17 protein-coding genes and 1 pseudogene are annotated in these 19,555 nt (G+C 74.8%); 7 read left to right on the plus strand and 11 right to left on the minus strand.

Annotation, left to right across the window (positions count from 1 at the left end):
- Positions 1 to 89 precede the first annotated feature (89 nt).
- From OG823_RS30190 to OG823_RS30205, 4 genes are read right to left on the minus strand one after another with little or no spacing between them, the layout of a single operon-like run.
- Entirely contained in the window at positions 90 to 929 is an 840-nt protein-coding gene (locus OG823_RS30190) for an ABC transporter ATP-binding protein (protein WP_371483267.1), read from the minus strand.
- Positions 926 to 1,849 carry an ABC transporter ATP-binding protein gene (locus OG823_RS30195; protein ID WP_371483268.1) on the minus strand — a complete coding sequence of 308 codons (924 nt, stop codon included), beginning with the start codon at positions 1,847 to 1,849 and terminating at the stop codon, positions 926 to 928. Before OG823_RS30195 ends, OG823_RS30190 begins: the two co-directional genes overlap by 4 nt.
- Positions 1,846 to 2,748: an ABC transporter permease gene (locus OG823_RS30200; protein ID WP_371483269.1), complete on the minus strand. Its 903-nt coding sequence runs from the start codon at positions 2,746 to 2,748 to the stop codon at positions 1,846 to 1,848. Before OG823_RS30200 ends, OG823_RS30195 begins: the two co-directional genes overlap by 4 nt.
- A gap of 2 nt (positions 2,749 to 2,750) precedes the next feature.
- Entirely contained in the window at positions 2,751 to 3,695 is a 945-nt protein-coding gene (locus tag OG823_RS30205) for an ABC transporter permease (RefSeq protein ID WP_371483270.1), read from the minus strand.
- A gap of 960 nt (positions 3,696 to 4,655) precedes the next feature.
- On the opposite strand from OG823_RS30205, the gene OG823_RS30210 reads away from it, so the two are divergent.
- Positions 4,656 to 5,513, plus strand: coding sequence for a helix-turn-helix domain-containing protein (locus OG823_RS30210; protein WP_371483272.1), 858 nt, complete (start codon positions 4,656 to 4,658; stop codon positions 5,511 to 5,513).
- Positions 5,514 to 5,770: 257 nt separating this feature from the next.
- A complete protein-coding gene (locus OG823_RS30215; RefSeq protein ID WP_371484706.1) occupies positions 5,771 to 6,040 on the plus strand; it encodes a hypothetical protein in 270 nt (89 codons plus the stop codon).
- Between the two features lie 219 nt (positions 6,041 to 6,259).
- Here the strand turns inward: OG823_RS30215 and OG823_RS30220 are convergent, their stop codons facing one another.
- Positions 6,260 to 7,756 carry a DUF4157 domain-containing protein gene (locus OG823_RS30220; protein WP_371483274.1) on the minus strand — a complete coding sequence of 499 codons (1,497 nt, stop codon included), beginning with the start codon at positions 7,754 to 7,756 and terminating at the stop codon, positions 6,260 to 6,262.
- Between the two features lie 147 nt (positions 7,757 to 7,903).
- The gene (locus OG823_RS30225; RefSeq protein WP_371484708.1) at positions 7,904 to 8,335 is read right to left on the minus strand and encodes a PPOX class F420-dependent oxidoreductase; all 432 of its coding nucleotides are present in this window, start codon (positions 8,333 to 8,335) and stop codon (positions 7,904 to 7,906) included.
- A gap of 564 nt (positions 8,336 to 8,899) precedes the next feature.
- On the opposite strand from OG823_RS30225, the gene OG823_RS30230 reads away from it, so the two are divergent.
- The 3 genes from OG823_RS30230 (at position 8,900) to OG823_RS30240 (ending at position 13,054) form a co-directional block, all read left to right on the plus strand.
- A complete protein-coding gene (locus OG823_RS30230) occupies positions 8,900 to 10,036 on the plus strand; it encodes an LLM class flavin-dependent oxidoreductase (RefSeq protein WP_371483275.1) in 1,137 nt (378 codons plus the stop codon).
- Positions 10,033 to 11,550, plus strand: a complete 1,518-nt coding sequence (locus OG823_RS30235) for an MFS transporter (protein ID WP_371483276.1) — start codon at positions 10,033 to 10,035, stop codon at positions 11,548 to 11,550. The genes OG823_RS30230 and OG823_RS30235 overlap by 4 nt, the downstream gene beginning before the upstream one ends.
- 85 nt (positions 11,551 to 11,635) lie before the next feature.
- A complete protein-coding gene (locus tag OG823_RS30240) occupies positions 11,636 to 13,054 on the plus strand; it encodes an aspartate aminotransferase family protein (protein ID WP_371484709.1) in 1,419 nt (472 codons plus the stop codon).
- A 200-nt stretch (positions 13,055 to 13,254) separates the two neighbouring features.
- Here OG823_RS30240 and OG823_RS30245 read toward each other — a convergent pair whose 3' ends face one another.
- The 3 genes from OG823_RS30245 to OG823_RS30255 all read right to left on the minus strand — a co-directional run bounded on the left by OG823_RS30245 (position 13,255) and on the right by OG823_RS30255 (position 15,494).
- Complete coding sequence (locus OG823_RS30245; RefSeq protein ID WP_371483277.1) at positions 13,255 to 14,049, minus strand: hypothetical protein; 795 nt, start codon at positions 14,047 to 14,049, stop codon at positions 13,255 to 13,257.
- Between the two features lie 388 nt (positions 14,050 to 14,437).
- Positions 14,438 to 14,782, minus strand: coding sequence for a RidA family protein (locus OG823_RS30250; RefSeq protein WP_371483279.1), 345 nt, complete (start codon positions 14,780 to 14,782; stop codon positions 14,438 to 14,440).
- A 130-nt stretch (positions 14,783 to 14,912) separates the two neighbouring features.
- Positions 14,913 to 15,494 carry an HPP family protein gene (locus OG823_RS30255; protein ID WP_371483280.1) on the minus strand — a complete coding sequence of 194 codons (582 nt, stop codon included), beginning with the start codon at positions 15,492 to 15,494 and terminating at the stop codon, positions 14,913 to 14,915.
- A gap of 342 nt (positions 15,495 to 15,836) precedes the next feature.
- On the opposite strand from OG823_RS30255, the gene OG823_RS30260 reads away from it, so the two are divergent.
- Entirely contained in the window at positions 15,837 to 16,100 is a 264-nt protein-coding gene (locus OG823_RS30260; RefSeq protein WP_371483281.1) for an RICIN domain-containing protein, read from the plus strand.
- A 163-nt stretch (positions 16,101 to 16,263) separates the two neighbouring features.
- Here OG823_RS30260 and OG823_RS30265 read toward each other — a convergent pair.
- Positions 16,264 to 16,932 (minus strand): annotated as a pseudogene (locus tag OG823_RS30265) (serine hydrolase domain-containing protein); the annotation flags it as partial.
- 175 nt (positions 16,933 to 17,107) lie between these two features.
- Positions 17,108 to 18,040 carry a DMT family transporter gene (locus OG823_RS30270; RefSeq protein WP_371483282.1) on the minus strand — a complete coding sequence of 311 codons (933 nt, stop codon included), beginning with the start codon at positions 18,038 to 18,040 and terminating at the stop codon, positions 17,108 to 17,110.
- On the opposite strand from OG823_RS30270, the gene OG823_RS30275 reads away from it, so the two are divergent.
- Positions 18,039 to 19,529, plus strand: a complete 1,491-nt coding sequence (locus OG823_RS30275; protein ID WP_371483284.1) for a PLP-dependent aminotransferase family protein — start codon at positions 18,039 to 18,041, stop codon at positions 19,527 to 19,529. The two genes, OG823_RS30270 and OG823_RS30275, sit on opposite strands and share 2 nt — an antisense overlap.
- The last annotated feature ends 26 nt before the right edge of the window (positions 19,530 to 19,555 follow it).

Genomic DNA, 19,555 nt, shown 5'->3' on the forward strand with positions numbered 1-19,555 from the left:
GGTGGGCGCGCGTGCGGGTGTGGGTGTGGGTGTGGGTGCGTGTGGCTGGGTGCGGGTGCGGATGTGGTGTGCTGGGGGCGGGTGAGGGGTCAGGTGCGGGAGGTGTGCCCGGTGGCTGCTTCGAGCAGTGCCCGGGTGTAGGGGTGCGCGGGCGCCTCCCAGAGTTCGGCGGTCGGGCCCTCCTCCAGGACCCGCCCGTGCCGCAGGACCAGCACCCGTTGGGTCAGGTGCCGGACCACCGCGAGGTCGTGGGAGATGAACAGGCAACCCAGGCCGTCCCGCTCCCTCAGCTCGGTGAGCAGGTCGAGCAGTCGAAGCTGGGCACCGCGGTCGAGCGCGGAGGTCGGCTCGTCGCAGACCAGTAGGTCGGGGCGGGTGGCCAACGCCCGCGCGACGGCCACCCGTTGGATCTGCCCGCCGGACAGCTCGCGCGGGTACCGCCGGGCCAGCGAGGGATCCAGGCCGACCACCCGCAGCAGACCGGCGACCGCCTCGGCCCGCTCGCGGCGCGGCGTGCCGTGCAGCCGCAGCGCGAAGGCCACGGCCTGCCCCGCCCGTAGGGCGGGGTTGAGCGAACCGCGCGGGTTCTGCGGCACGAACTGCAGGCGGGCCCGGACGGCCCGGTCACGCGCCCCGCGCAGGCGGTGCGGATCCCGTCCGGCGAAGCGGACGGTGCCACTGTCGGGCGCGAGCAGGCCGAGCGCGAGCCGGGCCAGCGTCGACTTGCCGGAGCCGGACTCGCCGACCAGACCGACGGCCTCGCCCGGCCCGACGGCGAGGCCGACCCCGTCCAGGGCGAGTCGGTCGCCGTACCGTTTCACCACGCGGTCCACGATCAGCTGGGCGGGCTGGGCGGGCTGGGCGGGCTGGGCGGGCTGGGCGGCCTGCGCGGGCACGGCAGGCGGGGCGGGCCGGTCGGAGACGGTCATCGGCGCGCTCCCGGGTCGGCGGCGAGCAGGGCCGCGGTGAAGGTGTGGACGGGAGCGGTCAGCACCCGCTCGGCGGGTCCGGCCTCGACCACGCGGCCCTGCCGCATCACCGCGACGTCGCCGCTGATCCGGCGGGCCGCCGCCAGGTCGTGGGTGACCAGCAGCAGGGCGATGCCGCAGGTGGCGCGCAGGGTGGCGAACAGATCGAGGATCCGGACGCGTACGAGTGCGTCCAGCGCGGTGGTCGGTTCGTCGGCGATCAGCAGTTCGGGACCGCAGGCGATGGCGATCGCGATCGCGGCGCGCTGCCGAAGGCCGCCGGAGAGCTCGTGCGGGTACGCCCGGGCGACCCGGTCGGGGTCGGGGATTCCGGCGGTCGTGAGCAGCCTGGCCACCTCGTCGGCGACCATCCGTCGGCCGTCGGCGATCCGGTGGCGGCGCAGCACCTCGGCGAGTTGCGGGCCGATCCGTCGCAGCGGGTCCAGCGAGGCGGTCGGATCCTGCGGGACGTAACCGATCCGTCGCTCGCGCACCCGGGACAGGGCGCGCTCGTCGAGCGCCGTCAGTTCGGTGCCGGCCAGCCGGATCCGGCCGGTGACCCGGGCCCCTCGGCCGGGCAGGCCGAGCACCGTCCGGGCCACGGTGGTCTTGCCGCTGCCGGACTCACCCAGCAGGACGAGAGCCGCACCGGGCTCCACGGCCAGCGACACCCCGTCCACCGCCCGGACGCCGCCCGGGTAGGTGACGGCGAGGTCCGCGATCTCCAGCAGGCTTCTCGGGCTGCCGTCCTCCCCGGTCGTGGGGCGACTCTCGGCCCACCGCGCGGGAGCCTCCTCCGTCCGTGCCTGACGACCGCCGTCCGTCCGTGCCGCGCCGCTGCCGTCCGTCCGTCCCGTCGGGCTGCCGTCCGTCCGGCTCATCGGAGTGCCTCCGGCAGCCCGGCGCCGGTGTCCCCGAGACGGTGGCGCAGCGCTTCGCCGAGAGTGTTGAAGACCACCGACACCGCCAGGACGGTGATCGCCGGCAGCGCCGCGACCCAGGGGTGGGTGAGCAGGCTCGGCCTCAACTCGTCCAGCATGGAGCCCCATTCGGCGGTGGGCGGGCCGACACCGAGGCCGAGGAAGGACAGTCCGGCGGCGTACACGATGGCCAGGCCGACCAGTGAGGAGCAGTACACGAGGACGACCGGGGCGACGACCGGCAGGATCTGGCCCAGCACCAGGGAGAGCCGGTCGGCGCCGCTGACCCGGGCGGCCTCCAGGTACTCGGCGGTCCGGATCCGCTGCACCTCGGTGAAGACCACCCGCGCGACGGCCGGGGTGAGCACCACGGAGAGCGCGAGCACGGTGGCGCCCAGGCCGGGCCGCACCAGGGTGGCGACCGCGATGGCCAGCAGAACGCCGGGGAAGGCGTACAGCACGTCCAGCGACCGCAGCAGAGCCTGTTCGAGCACCCGGCCGCCCAGAGCCGCGGCGACGCCCAGTGCGGTCCCGGCCGCGGCGGCGACGGCGACCGGGGTGATCCCGCCGGTCAGCGACGTCCGGGCGGCCCAGATCAGCCTGCTCAGCATGTCGCGGCCCTGGCCGTCGGTGCCGAGCGGGTGGCCGGGACTGCCCGGATCCAGCAGCCGGTCCTGGAGGTGACCGGCGACCGGGTCGTAGGGGGCGGCCAGCGGGGCGGCCACGGCCAGCAGCAGGAGCAGAACGGCGAGGGCGGCCGGGAGGGCCAGCGGAAGCCGGTGCAGGACGGTCCGGTGCAGGGAGGTTCGGTGCAGGGAGATTCGGTGGAGGGAGGTTCGGTGCAGAAAGGTTCGGTGCATCCTCAGCTCCTCACCCGGGGATCGACGAGGGCGTGTGCGGCGTCCACCAGGAGGTTGACGCCGACGAAGGCGACGGCCACCACCAGCACGCCGCCCTGGACGAGCGGCAGGTCACGGGCGGACAGCGCGTCGTACAGCAGTCGGCCGAGGCCGGGCCAGGCGAACAGGGTCTCCACGAACACCACCCCCTCCAACAGGTAGGCGAGTTGCAGCCCGCCGATGGTCAGCAGGGCGGGCGAGGCGTTGTGCACGCAGTGCCGGAGCACCGCCGCCCGGCTCAGCCCCCTGGCCCGCAGCGCGTCCGCCAACTCCCCTGCGAGCACCGAGCCGAGCGCGGCCCGGAACACCCGGGCGGTCAGTCCGAGCGGCACGAGCGCGGACGCGACGGCCGGCAGCACCAGGTGGCGCAACAGGTCGCCCGCGCCGCCGTCGCCGAACGCGTCGTGGGTGCCACCTGCCGGAAGCCAGCGCAGCCGTACGGCGAACACGGCGATCAGCAGCAGCGCCACCGAGTACTGCGGTGCGGAGACGGCCAGGGTGGACAGCGCGCCGGACAGCCGCCCGCCGATCCCCCGGGGGCGCAGTGCGCCGAGCGCCCCGAGCAGCACGCCGCCGACCAGCACCAGGACGAACGCCGCCGCGGTGAGGGTCAGGGTCTGCCCGAGTGCGGGCAGCAGCAGCCCGCCGACCGGTCGCTGGCCGGTGATCGAGGTGCCGAGGTCGCCGGTCGCGGCATGCGCCAGCCAGGAGAGGTAGCGCACGGGCAACGGCCGCTCCAGGCCCAGGCGTCGGGTCAGCTCGGCGTGGGCCTCGGGCGGCGCGCCGGGGCCGAGGAGGGCGGCCACCGGATCGCCGGGGACGAGCGCCACGGTGGCGAAGACCACGGCGGTGACGCCGAGCAGAGTGGGAACTGCGAGCAGCAGGCGGCGCAGCAGGAAACCGGTCACCCGTCGGCCCTGCGGGGCTGAGCGCCGAACGCGTCGGCGGTGGGCCGGTGGACGGGGGCGGGCATGTGCGGGTTCCTCCCGGGTGTCGGGGACCTCCTCGGCCGGTGGCCGGGCGGGCTGCGAGGTGGGGTTGCTGCGGGGTGGGGTTGCTGCGGGGTGCATCGCTGCGGGGCGGAGCCTTGTCCGGAACGGGGTTGCTGTGGCGTGGAATTGGCGTGGGAGTGGCGTGGGGTCACCGGGCGTGGCCTGCCGCGCTCGGCAGTGCCGGCCGGGACGGGCCCTCGCACGGGGTCGGTCCCGGCCGGCGGTACCGCAGGAGGAGCTTCGGCCGCTCCAGGAAGGGTGCGGGCCGGCGGCTCGGACAGCCAGTCAGGCGTCCGTGCTGTTACCGGTGCTCATAGGAGTGCGGGGCCGCCGAATCGGGCGCCGCCCCGGCCGTGCGGCCCCGGTCCCCTCCTTGACCTGCGGTGAGAGCCGGTCCTAGGGTGGTGGTATGGCGTATCGGCGGACCGGCTTCACCCTGGTCGGGATCGGCGGCTCGTGGCACCGCAGGTGTTTCGACGAGCTGTGTCGACCGCGCGTCGCCCACTGAATCCACCGGACGCCCTGCCGCCGCGTCGCCGGTGTGGCTCCCGGCCGCTGCTCGACATCGGGCCGAGACCCCGCCCCCACCCGTGAGTCGGCCCGACGGAGTCGCTGCGCCCGACCGAGCTGCTGCGCCGGACCGACTCGCTGCCCGAGGGCGACCGGCCGATCGCACCCGGCCGGACCTGACCTGGAGGTGCGAGCACCGGACGACGAGCCGTCGGAGTGGGCTACCGGTCGCTCGGCCCCGCCGCCGTGGGCCGTCACACGGCCGACCCCGCGCCCCGTCCGACCCCGCGCCCCGTCCGACCCCGCGCCCGCACCGAACCGCACCGACGGCGTCCGCCGCGCACGCCCCTCCGAGGAGCCGAAACCGTGTCAACTGCCCCTGCCGGAGCGGAGCTGGGCGCCTTTCTGCGCGCCCACCGCGAGCTGCTCAAGCCCACCGATGTCGGCCTGACCTCGACCGCCCGCCGTCGCACCCCCGGACTGCGACGCGAGGAGGTCGCCTCGCTCTCCGGGGTCGGAATCGCCTGGTACACCTGGCTCGAACAGGGCCGGGTCACCGCCTCGCGGCAGGTGCTGGAGGCGCTCGCACGGACGCTGCGCCTGGACCCGGCCGGTCTCCGGTACGCGATGCGCCTCGCCGGCCACCACGAGCCGGTCGCCCCCGACGACGAGGGCGCGGAGCGGCTCGCCGCCGCCGTCCAGCCCGTGCTGGACTCCTGGCCGGCCAGCCCGGCCGTGCTGGTCGACCGGCACTTCGACCTGCTCGGCTGGAACAGCGCCTGGTCGGCACTGTGGGGCGCGCCGGAGGCGGTGCCCGCCGATCGCCGCAACCTGATGTGGCTGATGGCAGCAGACCGCCGACTGCGCGCCGTGCTGCACGACTGGGAGCCGCTGGCGATGAACGTCTTCCAGCACTTCCGCGCGCAGGCCGGGTCCGCCCTCGCCGACCCGCGCACCGGGGAGGTCTACCGCCACCTGGACACGGACGCGCCGGAGCTCCGCCACTGGTGGGGATGCCACTCGGTGGCTGAGCTGACGGTGCGCACGGTCACCGTGGAGCCGGCCGGTGTGGGGCCCGTGCGGCTGACGCTGTCCTCGTTCCATCCGGTCGACGACCAGTCGGCCCTGGTACTGCTCTTCACCCCGGCCGACGCCGTCGGGCACGAGCGGATGGCCGGGCTCGCCGCCCACCCACCACGCGTCCTCGTCCCGGCGAGTGAGTGAGGCGGTCGCGGTGACGCCCGGTCGTCGAGCCGGGGCGGCCTCCGCGAGCGGTGCGGCGCGGACGGGCTGCCAGGGGCGGAGGCAGGCTTCGGCCGGACCCCGAACGGCCGGCCGCGCTCAGCCCTGGAACGGCCGCTCCGGGGCAGCTGTTCCAGCGGCCCGATCCGACCCGACCCCGATCCGATCCGACCCCGATCCGATCCGACCGTCCCGGCTGCACCGACGGTCTGTCGGTGGTGACTGGAATCCTGGTGGGCATGGACGACGAACTGCTGCGTGGCCGGGTCTACGGCGCGGACCACGACGACCCCGACCCGGGCCCCCGGCCCGGCCACGCCTATCGCGAGCTGGTCGCCGGCCCGCTCGACGGCCTCCTCCTCGACGTCACCGGCTGGAGCGCCGGTGAACTCGCCGACGGCGCCGCACTGCCCACCGAGATCGGCCGGTTCGGTGCGGGTGGCCGGGCCCGCTACACACCCCGGCGCGAGAACCCGCGCCGCTGGGACTGGGCCGGCGACACCCGCTGAGCCGGGCCACCGGGCCCGTCCGTCGGTGGCCTCGCCTGCCGTCCGATCAACCCCGGTCGCCGGCAGACGTCCTGGCCCGGCCGTCCGGTTGTCCGGCCGTCCCGCTGCCCGGCCGTCGCGCCGGTTCGATCGACTGCCCCTTCGGCGCTTGAAGAGCGGTTCGACGTCGGGGCACTTGACGCTCTGCGGGCGCTTCGGAGTCAAGGCGGCCGAGGTCGCTCAGTGTTGGAACAGGAAGTACACGGGCGGGTTCGAGTTGGGCACCTGGATCGCGACGGTGGTGGGGTTGGTCTGTGCCATGGTGCCGGTGTTCATGTTGGCGACGTCGGAGCTCTGCAGCTGGGGTCCGGAACTGAAGAGGTGCACCTGTGGAATCGCGGTTCGGGTGATCAGGTTCCAGATCTGCTCCTCATGCATGGGCGTGACTCGCAGAACATTGGTGGCGACCTGGAGCGGCATGTTCTGGTAGCCGTTCTCGTCGTACACCTGGCTCGTGTCCACGATGGGGGTGTTCTGGCGCAGCAGTTGCGGCGGGCCCACGGAGGTGAGATCCAGTGCTCCCTGAATGGAGCTGTTGGTGTTGGACGCGCCCGGCCGGAGGTTGGCGGGGGAGTTGTTGAGGGCCTTGATCAGGTTGTTCGCGTAGACGTTGGAGGCGTCGAGGACCTGTACGTTTCGCGTCGGATTGGTCAGTAGACTGTCCAAATTTCTCAGGGCGACTTCAGCCTTGTTGAACTCTTCAGCGCAAATTCTCTGCAGCATTGCCGCGTTCGGGTGAATCTGCAGGTTGGGAGGAAGAGTTCCTGCGGTGGGGAAGACCGCATCCGTGATTCCGTAGAGTTCGCCGAGATTTGCGGAAGTCCTGGTCGCCAGGGAATCGTTGACGGCTCTGATCACGCCTTCTGATATGAGCTCGTACGAGACCGTGTGGCAGCGGGCCTGGTTCGGTGCCAGGTTCATCGCCAGGCACAGGTCGTTCCTGAAGTCGTGGCGGCCTCTTTTTATGAGAAGATTTCCGGCCACCACGGATTGTCGTTGCACTGCGGCCGGCGCAGCGGTGGGGGCATTCGGCATGGAGGCATTGGTTGGAGAGGCGACCCCTGTTCCGGTCATGGCCCGTGTGGCGTTGGCCTCCGCCTCGCGCTCGAACCGGTCGGAGGGGTCCGAGACCTTGAGCCCCTGCCCGTTGTCGGTTCCTGCGACGGGACCTCGGCGTTGTTGGATGACGTGGGTGAGTTCGTGGGCGATGGTGTGCTTGTCGGTACCGCCGTCGCCGATGACGATGTGGTTGCCGGAGGTGTAGGCGCGGGCGCCGACTTCGGCGGCGGAGGCCTTGGCGGCACTGTCGTTGTGGACGCGGACGTCGGAGAAGTCCGCGCCGAGGCGGCCTTCCATGTCCGTGCGGGTGGCAGCGTCCAGGGGCCGGCCGCCGGAGCGCAGTACGCCGGGCACGGTGGAGCGCTGCACGGGGGCCCGTTCAGGTCGCTGATGACCACAGCCGCCGTCGTGCAGGTGCCGCTCCGGGGCCTGTGCGCCGAGGTGTCCGGCCTGACGGAGCAGCTGGACGACGGCGGCGTTACCGGCGCCACCTTGCAGGGCGAGCAGCGCCATGGGAGAGAACGGGGCTGCTGCTGCGGCGGCGGCCGTGCCGGCCGGGCGCGCCGGACGGCGGGCCGCCCTCTCGTCCGGCGACCTGCCAGGTTCTTGCGTACGCATGGAAACCGTCCTTCACCGGGAAGTGGATCTGTCCGACTCCCTGGTTAGCACGGCCCGGGCGGCGCGGTGAAGGAGCGATTCGCGCACCTTTGATGCACCTTCGGGCAGGCCGCTCGGCATGGCCGGCCGCCGGCGCCGCAGGAGTGCTCAGCGGAGGCGGGCGCCGTACACGTGATCGACCGTCATGGTCATCAGCACCCTTCGGTCGGAGACCATCGTCGCCCGGTACTCGTCCCAGTCGGGGTGCTCCCCGGCAGCGGTGCGGTAGTAGCGCACCAGTGCCTCGACCTCGGGGCCGTGGGGGTCGGTGCCGGGGCCGACGAGGGTCGCGGTGCCCTCGGCGGTGGCCCAGGACCCGCCGTCGGGGCCGGTGACCTCCAGGGTGGCCCGGGGGCCCCGGCGCAGGTTCGCCGTCTTCGCGCGTCCCTCGGTCATCGAGACGTGGATGACGTCGGCCTCCTGGTCGTAGAAGGGCATGACGGGGGAGAGCTGGGGGCGGCCGTCCGACTTGATCGTGGCGAGGACGCCGAGCCGGCTCTCGGCGAGCAGCGTGCGCGGGTTGAACGCCGTGGTGGTCATGTCGGGTGAAGGCACCGCCTGCCCTTCGCTATTCCCGGCTCCCGGCTCCCGGCCGCTGGCTCCCCGCTTCCGGCTCCGGCTCCCCGCTTCCGGGTCCCGCCGCAGGTCATCCCCGTCCGGCCCTTGTGGGCGGGCCCGGTTGTCGTTCATGATCTGTGCCATGTCAGGCGTCCTCGCAGCTCCCGCCCCCTTCGTGCACCACTCCGGTGATCCGGACGGCTGCCCGGGCGTCTGTCGCCCGCGTTCCTGTCGAACCTCCCGCTGAAGCCGCTGCCCCTGAAGCCGCGGCCACTGCCACCGCTGCCCCTGAAGCTCAGCCCTTGAAGCCCAGCCCCTGAAACACGGCAGACGAGGCACGGCCCGTGAGGTACCGCCCCCCGAACCACCGCCTTCCGCCGCACCCCTTCGCGACGGACGGTGCGGCGGGCTCCCCGGCCCGGGGACCGTGCGCCGCGGGCCCCGCACCGGCCGTGCTCTCCTTCCCTGTCTGTCCCCACCGGCCCCTCCCGGCCGGTCCCGCGTACCCGGCGGCGCCGCCCGCGCGCCGCCCGGCGAGGAGTTCCCGTGCCCGAAGACGAGTCGGCCCGCCCCGGGGAGCCGGTGTTCCACTGGTTCCTGCCCACCGGCGGCGACGGCCGTGACCCCGGCGGGGTGACCGCCGTACAGGGCCGGACGTCCGCCGCGACCCGCCGCCGTGCCGACGTCGGCTACCTGACCCAGGTGGCCCGTGCCGCGGAGCAGTGCGGCTTCACCGCGCTGCTGGCACCGGTCGGCCTGGGCTGCGTCGACCCCTGGATCATCGCGACCGCCGTCGCCCAGCACACCGACCGGATCGGCTTCCTCGTCGCGTTCCGTCCGGGGTTCGCCAGCCCGACCCTGCTGGCGCAGCAGGCGGACGCGTTCCGCCGCTTCGCGGGCGGCCGGCTGGCACTCAACGTGGTGACCGGCGGCGACCCGGCCGAGCAGCGGGCGTACGGCGACGGGCTCGCCCACGACGAGCGGTACGCCCGGACGGACGAGGTGATGGCCGTGCTGCGGGAGCTGCTGGCGGGCCGGAGCGGCGACCTCGGCGGCCGGTACGTCCGGACGGAGGGCGCGGCCCTCGTCGACCCGGCCACCGAGCACCCGGTGCCGCTGTACCTCGGAGGTGCCAGCCCGGCCGCCGAGGCGGTGTCGGCACGCCGCGCCGACGTCCAGCTCTACTGGGGGGAGCCACCGCAGGCGCTGGCCACCCGGATCGGACGCCTCGACGCGCTGGCCGGGCAGGCGGGGCGGGTGCTGCGCCACGGGCTGCGCATCCACGTGATCGCGCGTGACACCTCGGAGCAGGCGTGGGCGGAGGCCGACCGGATGCTGGCCCGGATGGATCCGGTGGCCGTCCGGGCGACCCAGCAGCGGTTCGCTGCGATGGACTCGACCGGACAGGCGCGGATGGCGGCGCTGCACGGCGGGCGCACGGACGCCGCCACCCTGGAGATCGCCCCGAACCTGTGGGCCGGGGTCGGGCTGGTCCGGGAGGGCGCCGGTACGGCGCTGGTCGGCTCGTACGAGGAGGTCGCGCAGCGCCTGGCGGAGTACGCCGCGCTGGGCATCGGCGAGTTCGTCCTGTCGGGCTACCCGCATCTGGAGGAGGCGTACCGGGTCGGCGAGGAGGTGCTGCCCCGCGTCCGCGCGCTGACCTCCCCGGGCGGAGCCCGGTGAGCGCGCCCGTGCGGACCGCGCAGGCAGCGGGCACCGCAGCCGGCCCCCTCCCCGCCGGGGTGCGGATCGGCTACGGCCTCGGCTCGCTGTGCACCGGCACCTTCGGTACGGTGCCCGGGCTGATCCTGCTCTACTACCTGACCGACGTGCTGGCCGTACCGGCCGCCGTGGCGGGCGCCGCCGTGTTCCTGCCGAAGGCGTGGGACGTGCTCATCAACCCACTGGTCGGCGCCCTGTCGGACCGGAGCACCTGGCGTTCGGGGCCGCGGCGGCCGTTCCTGCTGATCGGCGCCTGCACCCTGCCGCCGCTGTTCGCCCTGCTGTTCGCGGCCCCACCGTTGCGAGGGACGGCCGCCGCCGGGTACGTCGCCGTGGTCTTCCTGCTCACGGCGACGGCCTACGCGGTCTTCCAGGTGCCGTACGTGACCATGCCCGCGGAGATGACCGAGGACGACGCCGAGCGCGGCCGGATGCTGGGCTGGCGGGTCGGCTTCCTCGGCACGGCGATCCTGCTGTCGGGGGCGGTCGCGCCGGCGCTCGCACACGCGGGCGGCGACACCCCGGGCGGCTACCGCCTGATGGGGGTCGCGGTGGCCGCGCTGCTGGCGGTGGGCATGTTCGGCGCCTGGCACGCGACCCGCCGGGCCCCGGCCGTGGCGCGCAGCCGCGCCGAACCGTCCCTGCGCGCGCAGCTCGCCGTCCTCCGCGACAACACGCCGTTCCGCTACCTCGCGGGGATGTGGACGGTGCAGGCGCTGGCGGTCGGCGTCCTGCTCGCCGGGGTGCAGTACTTCGCGACCTACACGCTCGGCTCGGCGAGCGCGGTCACGCCGTTGTTCGCCGCGATGATCGGCCCGCTGGTGCTGGTGATGCCGCTGTGGAACCGGCTCGCCCGGCGCCGTGGGACGGGCTACGCGCAGGGCTGCGCGTCCGTCCTGTTCGTGGCGGGCACGGTGGCGCTGGCGCTGACCGGCGTGGTCGGTCCCTGGCTGGGCTACGCCGCGGCGGCCGTGGTCGGTGTCGCGTACGCGGGCCTGCAGCTGCTGCCGCTGACCATGCTCGCCGACACGCTGGCCGAGGACGCCGCGCGGACCGGCAGCCGCCGGGCCGCGACCTTCACCGGGCTGTGGACCGCCGCCGAGACGCTGGCTCTCGCCGTGGGCGCCGGAGCGTTCGCCGCACTGCTGGCGCTGAGCGGATTCCACTCGTCGGACGCGTCGCACCGGGGCGTGCAGCCGCAGGCCGCGCTGACCGCGATCACGGCCGGCACCGGTCTGATCCCCGCCCTGCTGGCGGCGGCGAGCCTGTGGCTGCTGCACCGCTACCGGGCGGAGGGCCGGCGGCCCGGGCAACCGCTGCCCGCACCGGCGACGGAGGCCGCCCCCGCCGCCGAGCCCGGGCGCGCAGCCGCATCCGCGCCGGCATCCACGCCCACATCCGCGCCCACATCCGCGCCCGCATCCCTGCCCGCGCCCGCATCCGCACCCGAGGACGGAACCACCCGTGTCAGCTGATCCCACCACCTCGACCGGCCCCACCGGCCTCACTGGCCTCAACGCCCCCGCGGCGCTCGCGCCCGGCCGCCCGGCCGAGGACGTCCTGGCCGAACTGCGGGCGCTGCGCGGTGGCGACGCTCCGACCCGGGGCGGGCGCACCTTCGCGTACGTGTACGACGCGGGCGTCGACGGCCTGGACTCGCTCGCGGCGGAGGCCTACTCCGCCTACGCGACCGTCAACGGTCTCGACATGACGGTCTTCCCGAGCGTCGCCCGGCTGGAGAACGACATCGTCGGCGCGGTGGCCGCCCTGCTCGGGGCGCCCGGCACGCAGGGCACCTTCACCAGCGGAGGCACCGAGAGCATCCTGCTGGCCGTCAAGACCGCCCGTGACCACGCCCGGGCCACCCGGGGCGTGACGGACCCGCGCCTGGTGCTGCCGTCGACCGCCCACGCGGCCTTCCACAAGGCCGCCGCCTACCTGGGCGTGCGGCCGGTCGTCGTCCCGGTGGACCCGGTGACGTTCCGGGCCGACCCCGCCTCGGTCGCGGCGGCGATCGACGAGCGGACCGTGCTGGTGGTCGCCTCGGCGCCGTCGTACGCCCACGGCGTGGTCGACCCCGTCGCGGAGATCGCCGCGGCCGCCGCCGAGCGGGGCGTGCTCTGCCACGTCGACGCCTGCATCGGCGGCTGGATCCTGCCGTACCTGCGTCGGGCCGGCCGGGAGGTGCCGGCGTTCGACCTCTCGGTGCCGGGCGTCACCTCGCTCTCCGTCGACCTGCACAAGTACGGCTACGCCGACAAGGGTGCCTCCGTGGTGCTGTACCGGGACGCCGAGCTGCGCCGCCACCAGTACTTCGCACACGCCGGCTGGCCGGGCTACCCGGTCGTCAACCCGACCGTTCAGGGCACCAAGTCCGGCGGGCTGCTCGCCCAGGCCTGGGCCGTGCTGCGGCACGTCGGTGAGGACGGCTACACCGCGCTGGCCGGGCGGGTCGCCGACGCGTCCGACCGGCTGCTCGCGGGGCTGCGCGCGACCTCCGGGATCCGGGTGCTCGGCGAGCCCTCCGCCGGGCTGGTTGCGTTCACCCTGGACGGCGCGGACGGCGGGCCCGACCTGAGCCTGCTGCTGCACCTCGCCGACGAGATGCGCGAGCGCGGCTGGTACCTCCAGCCGCAGCTGTCCTTCGACGGCCTGCCGCCGAACCTGCACCTGACGCTGACCCCGGCGACGGCCGGTCAGGTGGACGCCCTGCTGGCCGACCTCGCCGAGGCGCTCAAGGCCGCCCGCGCCCTGCCCCCGGTCGCGGTGGACCCTGCGCTGGCCGAACTCGCGGCCGGTCTCGATCCGGCGGCGCTCGGCCCGGAGGAGATCGCCGGTGTGCTGGCCTTCGCCGGGCTGGACCCGCACGGCGGGCTGCCGGGCCGGATGGCGCCCGTCCTCGTACTCCTGGACGCGCTGCCCGGCCCGTTGAAGGAGCGGCTGCTGGCCGAGTTCGTGGGGTCGATCTTCCGGATCTGAGCGGTTGCGGCAGGCTGCCGCGGAGGTCCGCAGAGGTCCGCAGTGAGCTGCGGGCCCCGGGAGCAGGTACCTCCCGGGCGGTGGGCCGGTGCTCAGTCGGTGGCTCGGCTGCCTGCTCGGCGGCCTGCTGGGCCGGTGGCTCGGTTGCCTGCTCGGCGGCCTGTCGGGTGTCCTGTTCGGCCACCTGCCCGGCGGCCGCCTCAGCCGGCGGCGAGGACCGCCACCGAGGCCGACTCCGTGTGCAGGTGGACGCGGTGATCCGCGTCGGTCCGGTCCGGCAGGGCGATCCGGACGTCCGCCGAGACGGCCTCGGAGGTGAAGGCGTAGTCCTCGCCCGGGCCGCCGGTGGGAAGTCGCAGGGCCACCGACGCGGAGGACGAATCCAGATCGAGGCTGCCCGGCGCACTGGCGAAGCCCACGTCCGCGCTGCCGGAACGGACGTCGAGGGCGACCCGCCCGGACCGCACACCGACGGCCGTGAACCGGACCGAGGTGAGCGCGAGATCGAGATCGCCGGTCACGCCGGAGAGCGAGACCTCGCCGGAGGTCTGCCGGACCGTCAGTGCGGTGCCCTCCGGGACGGAGAGCCGCAGCACACCGTGGCAGGGAACGGACGGGCCGTCGCCCCGGGCGCAGCCCACCGGGACGGCGCCGTCGCCACCCGGGGCGCCGAATACGACCCGGCCGGGAGTGTCGTCCCCGTCGGGGACGAAGTCGGCGGTGGCCCGGGGGCCCGTAGCCGGCGTCACCTCCAGGCGGCCCGAGACCCCGTCGAGGACGAGAGCGCGCGGGTTCGCGCCGGAGGCGAAGGCCGGCGCCGCGCCGAACGGGCCGACGGCGTCCGCCGCGCCGGTGGGCTCGCCGTGCCTCCGGGGCACGGACGGCTCGGCGAGCAGCACCGCGGAGACGGCCAGCCCCGCCAGCACGGCCAGGGCCAGGGCCAGGACGGGAACGGCGATCCGGCGGCGGAGCCGGGCCCCGGCCCGGGGCGGCACCGCCGGCGGCGCGGGTATCGGCGGCGGTGGCTGCGGTGGCTGCGGTGGCTGCGGTGGCTGCGGCGGTGTGGGCGGTTGTGCCGGCGGCGGTGAAGGGGAGACGGCCATGGCCGTCGTCTGCCCGCGCCCGCCGGGCTCACACCCGGCCCACTCCGCCCACCCGGGACTCCGGTCCCGGCCGCACCCGGGGTGCGGCCCGCGTCGCTCCCACCCTCGCGGCTCTACCCGCTCGGCGCCGCCCCGCACGCCTTCGTAAGCCTTTGTATGCCCGCGCGCCCCGTCCGGCTCGACCGCTCCGCCCCGCTCGACCTGCGATGCGGCGTCGGGCGTCGGGTCCGGCACCGTCGGGTCCGGCACCGCCGGGCGCGGTGGCTCGGGGCGCGGTGGCTCAGAGCGCGGCGGTCACGACGATCTCGACCAGCACGTCGGGGTGGTAGAGCTGGGCCTGCAGGGTCGCGCGCGCGGGCGTGGCCCCGGCCGGTACCCAGACGTCCCATTCCTTGTTCATGTCGGCGAAGTGGCCGATGTCGGCGAGGAAGATCTCGGCACGGAGGATCCGGGTGCGGTCGCTGCCGGCCTCCGCCAGCAGACGGTCGATGGATTCCAGGACCTGCCGGGTCTGCCCCTGGGCGTCCTGCGCGGTGTCCCCGGCCACCTGGCCGGCCAGGTAGACGGTGCCGTTGTGCACCACGGCCTCGCTCATGCGCTCGTTCGAGCCGAATCGCTGGATCACCGGGTGGACCTCCTGTAGATCGTCGAAGTCCGCCGATCGTAGCGGTGCCGCCCGGCGCCGGCGGTCCCCGGCCGCGATGTGGACAGCCGGTCGGACCGCGTTCGAATCCGGGCTGCCGCCCGACCGGGGATCACCACCAGTACGCCGGGTAGGCCACCGGGCGGCGCAGCCGGGCGGCCAGGACGCCGGCACCGACCAGGAGCACGGCGGCCGCGAACAGGGTGCCGAGGAACCGCGCCGGCGCCGGGCCCTGGAGAACGGCGATGACGGCGGTGGCGCAGGCGGGGGAGTGCGGCGTGCGGGCGAGCATCGTGGTGCCGAGCGCCAGCCCGGCCGCCGCCGCGGCGGTCCACAGCGAGCTGCCGAACGCGGCGTGCACGGCCAGTCCCACCGCCGCGCACAGCACGTGCCCGCCGATCACGCTGCGGGGCTGTGCGAGGGGAAGCGTGGGGACGCTGTGGATGAGTGCGGCACTGGCGGCCAGCGGCGGGATCAGCAGCGGCTCGTGGATGGCCGCGCCGATCGCGACCAGCAGGAGCAGGACCGAGGTCGCGGAGGCGAGGGTGTGGGCTGCCGCCGCCGGGGTGGGCCGGGCCGGTGCCCGGCTGACGGTGAGCGCCCGAAGCCGGGCGGCCGGGCGCGGACGGGTCGGTGCCGGACGGGTCGGTGCCGGACGGGAGACAGCAGGAGCGGGCTGCTGGTCGATGCTCACGATCACTCTTCTGGCCGTCGCCCAGGGGGCACGGCAGGCAGGTACGGGCGGCGGGCGGGGATCTTCACCGGACGCACGGAGCGGGTCACGCAGGTACGGCCGTACACGGTGCGTCCGATCGGGACCACCGTGGTCCGAAGATCACCCTAACCCCGGCGCGCCCACCGGTGGGACTGGCACTTCTTCCGAGAACACCGCCCTGAACTGGGACGATGGTCCAATTCCGAACCTCGGCGGTGTGGGAGACATCACGGTGCGGCCGGCTGTGACGGGCCGGCTCGCTCGGGCTCGGGGCAGCCACCGGGTGGGCGCCCCGGCGGCCTGGCAGCCAGGCCGGCCCCGGTGTTCGACTCCTTCTCCTTCACCGCCAACGGCACCGGCGGGGGCACCGGTGGCAACACCGTCGTCGGCACAGCCGTCCAGCTCTACGACTGCAACGGCAGCGTCGCGCAGAAGTGGCAGCACACCGGGAACACCTTCGTGAACCCGAACTCCGGCAAGTGCCTGGACGCCGCCGGGCAGGGCACCGCCGACGGCACCCGGCTCCAGATCTGGGACTGCTACGGCAGCGGCACCCAGCCCAACCAGGTGTGGTCCCTGCACTGACCCGGGCGGCCCCCGCGCCGATCCGGGAGCGAGGCCGCCCGCCCCGCGCTTCACATGGTGACGGACCGGGCGTCGACCCGGCCGTGATCAGGTGCGGGGTCGTCTCCGGTGGGCGCCGCTTCGCGAAGGGCGGCCTCACCGCGGGAACCGAGAAGCGGGAGGGTCACTTCACCGCGGGGATGAAGTAGACGTTGTCCCGCGTCACGATGCTGGTGAGGGCCTGCCCGAACAGGGTGCTCGGCTCGATGCCGTCGGTGAGGATGTCCGTGTTCAGGAGCACTACGAGGGTCGCGCCCGTCTCTGGCATGTAGATCGTCAGGCTCTCGTAGCCGGGCAGCGAGCCGTTGTGGCCCACCCAGCCCTGGACGTCGAACAGGCCGAGGCCGTAGCCCGCGCCCGGGAGGCCGGTGTCCAGGAAGTCGGTGCGCTGGGCCTGCGTCCCGGGCGCGGCGACGTTGGGGTGCTTGTACCCGTACGCGAGCAGCTCCTGCGGCGTGGAGGGCCTGGTGGGGTCCGACTCCAGAGCCGTGACGAAGCCCGGGTCCGAGGAGTACGGGAACAGGCCGCTGCGCATCTCGGCGAGGTCGCGCACGGTGATCCGGTCACCGTGCGGGACGCCGCTGACATGGGCGGAGACGGGGTCGTCCAGCCCGATCAGGCCGTCGTCGACCAGTTCGAGCACCACGGTGGCGGTGAAGGTCTTCGTCTCGCTGCCGATCCGCATGTAGAGGTCGTCCGTCATCGGGGCGCCGGTCCTCTTGTCGGCGACGCCGAACGAGCGGACGTAGTGGCCCTGCCCGGGTAGCCACACCCCGACCGTCACCCCCGGAACTGGTGAGATCGTCTGCGGCGAACGCCCGTGACGCCGCGTCGGCGAGCTGTACGGGTGACGCGGCGTCGGAGTGCTCCGGCGGCCCGTTCACGCCGGTCGACGCCCGCCGCTCCCGCCCGGCCGGGCGCGGCGGGCAGGGCGGAGGGCGCGGAGAATCACCCGTGCGGAGGGGGAGTCAGCTGCGGGCACGCTGGGTGACCGCGATGCAGCCGAGGACCACCAGGGCGGTGACGGGAGCGAGGGGGGAGAGCCGTTCCCCGACCAGCAGCACCGACCACACCAGGGTGATCAGCGGCTGGGCGAGCTGGATCTGGCTGGCCCTGGGCACCCCGATGGCGGCCATGCCCCGGTACCAGAGCACGAACCCGCCGAACTGGGACACCGCGGCGACGTACGCCGTGCCGACGATCGCCCGGGCGCTGGGATGCATCGGCTCCGCGGCCAGCGCGAGGGCCGTGACCAGGGCGGACACCGGCAGGGCGGCGACCACGCCCCAGGCGATGACCTGCCAGCCCGGCAGGTGGGAGGCGAGCCGGCCACCCTGGGCGTAGCCGGCGGCGCACACCAGCAGCGCGCCGAAGAGGTACCCGTCGGCGAGGGTCGGCAGGCCGTGGTTCTGCTGGAGCGTGAAGGCGGCCACGGCCCCGGCGCCCACGCCGGCGGCCGTCCAGAACGCGCGCGACGGACGGCGGCCGGTCAAGGCGGCCGAGACGGCGGCGGTGGCCAGCGGCAACATGCCGATGACCACCGCCGAGTGCGCCGTGCTGGATGTCCGCAGGGCGAGCGTGGTCAGCAGCGGGAACCCGAGGACGCAGCCGCCGGCCACCGTGAGCAGACCCGGCCAGTGCCGGCGCGCGGGCACCGGCACCCGGGCGCCGAGCAGGCAGGCCCCGGCCAGCAGCCCCGCCAGCAGGCCCCGCAGACCGCTGGCCGTCCACGGGCCGAAGCCTTCGAGGGCCCACGCGGTGGCCGGGAAACTGGCCGAGAAGGCCAGCACGCCGAGGGCGGCCCGCAGGGTGCCGCCACGGCCGTCGGCACCGCCCTGGGCACCGGCCCCGCCGTCGACCGCTATCGCCGAGATCCGAGTACTGCTACCTTGTATCGTCATGAATGACGGTAGCAGTGTCGCTGTCCTGGCCGCCAGCTTGCGGAACGAGCTGAGCCGCTACCAGGAAGGGGAGAAACTCCCCTCCAGCAGGGTGCTGGTGGCGCGCCACCAGGTCAGTCCGGTGACGCTCTCCCGGGCGATCGCCACCCTGGCCGCCGAAGGGCTCGTGGTCTCCCGGCCCGGCGCGGGCGTCTTCAGGGCTGCCGCCGGCCGCGTCACCGGCACCGTGGGCGACGTCTCCTGGCAGGAGGTGGCGCTGAGCGCGGATCCGCCGCTCGGCGCCGTCGCCGCGGGCGCCGCCGGCGTCCTCGCGACCCTCACCACCCCGCCGCCCGAGGTCGTCGACCTGAACGGCGGCTACCTGAACGCGGTGCTCCAGCCGGAGCGGGCGCTGGCCGCCGCCCTCGCCAGAGCCGGCCGCCGACCCGGCACCTGGTCCCGCCCTCCGGTGGAGGGTCTGCCCGAGCTGCGGGACTGGTTCGCCCGCGACATCGGCGGCCCGGGCGGCTCCCTCAACGCCTCGGACGTCCTGATCACCGCCGGAGGTCAGAGCGCGCTCACCACCGCGCTGCGATCCCTGGCGGCTCCCGGCGCCCCGGTCCTGGTCGAATCGCCCACCTACCCCGGCATGCTCGCGGTCGCCCGGGCCGCCGGACTGCGGCCCGTCCCGGTTCCGGTCGACGCCGACGGCGTGCGCACCGACCTGCTGGCCGAGGCCTTCCGGGCCACCCGGGCCCGGGTGTTCGTCTGCCAGCCGCTGTTCCAGAACCCCACCGGAACCGTCCTCTCCCCGCAGCGCCGCACCGAGGTGCTCCGGATCGCGCGGGCGGCGGGCGCCTTCGTCGTCGAGGACGACTTCGCGCGCCGCCTGGTGCACGCCGACTCGCCGCCGCTACCGCTGCCCCTGGCCGCCGACGACCCGGACGGCGTGGTCGTCCACGTGCGCTCGCTGACCAAGGCGGCCTCGCCCAGCCTGCGGATCGCGGCCCTGTCCGCCCGGGGCCCCGTCCTGGAGCGGCTTCGCGCGACCCAGGTCGTCGACAGCTTCTTCGTCCCCCGCCCGCTGCAGGAGACCACCCTCGAACTGGTCGGCTCCCCCGCCTGGGCCGCTCACCTGCGGGCGCTCGCGGGCGCGCTGCGCGAGCGCCGGACCGCCCTGCTCACCGCGATGGGCCGCGAACTGCCCACGCTCCTCCCGCACCGGCCGCCACTCGGCGGGTACCACCTGTGGCTGCGGCTGCCCGATGGCAGCGACGAGCGCGCCGTCACCGCCGGCGCGCTGCGCCGCGGCGTCGCTGTCACCGCCGGCGGCCCTTACTTCACCGCCGAGGCTCCGGCGCCGTACCTGCGGCTGAGCTACGTGAGCACCCCCGGGACCGCGCAGCTGGAGGAGGGCGTCCACCGGCTCCGCCGGGCCCTCGCCGAGAACGCCGCGCTCCCGGCGGATCGGACGTCCGTCGGTGCGCGGGAGCCGGTGGCCCGGCCGTAAGTCGGGCCCTCGCGAGCCGGCGGCCG

Source organism: Kitasatospora sp. NBC_00315, from assembly GCF_041435095.1.
In the GTDB taxonomy this organism is placed as follows: Bacteria; Actinomycetota; Actinomycetes; order Streptomycetales; family Streptomycetaceae; genus Kitasatospora.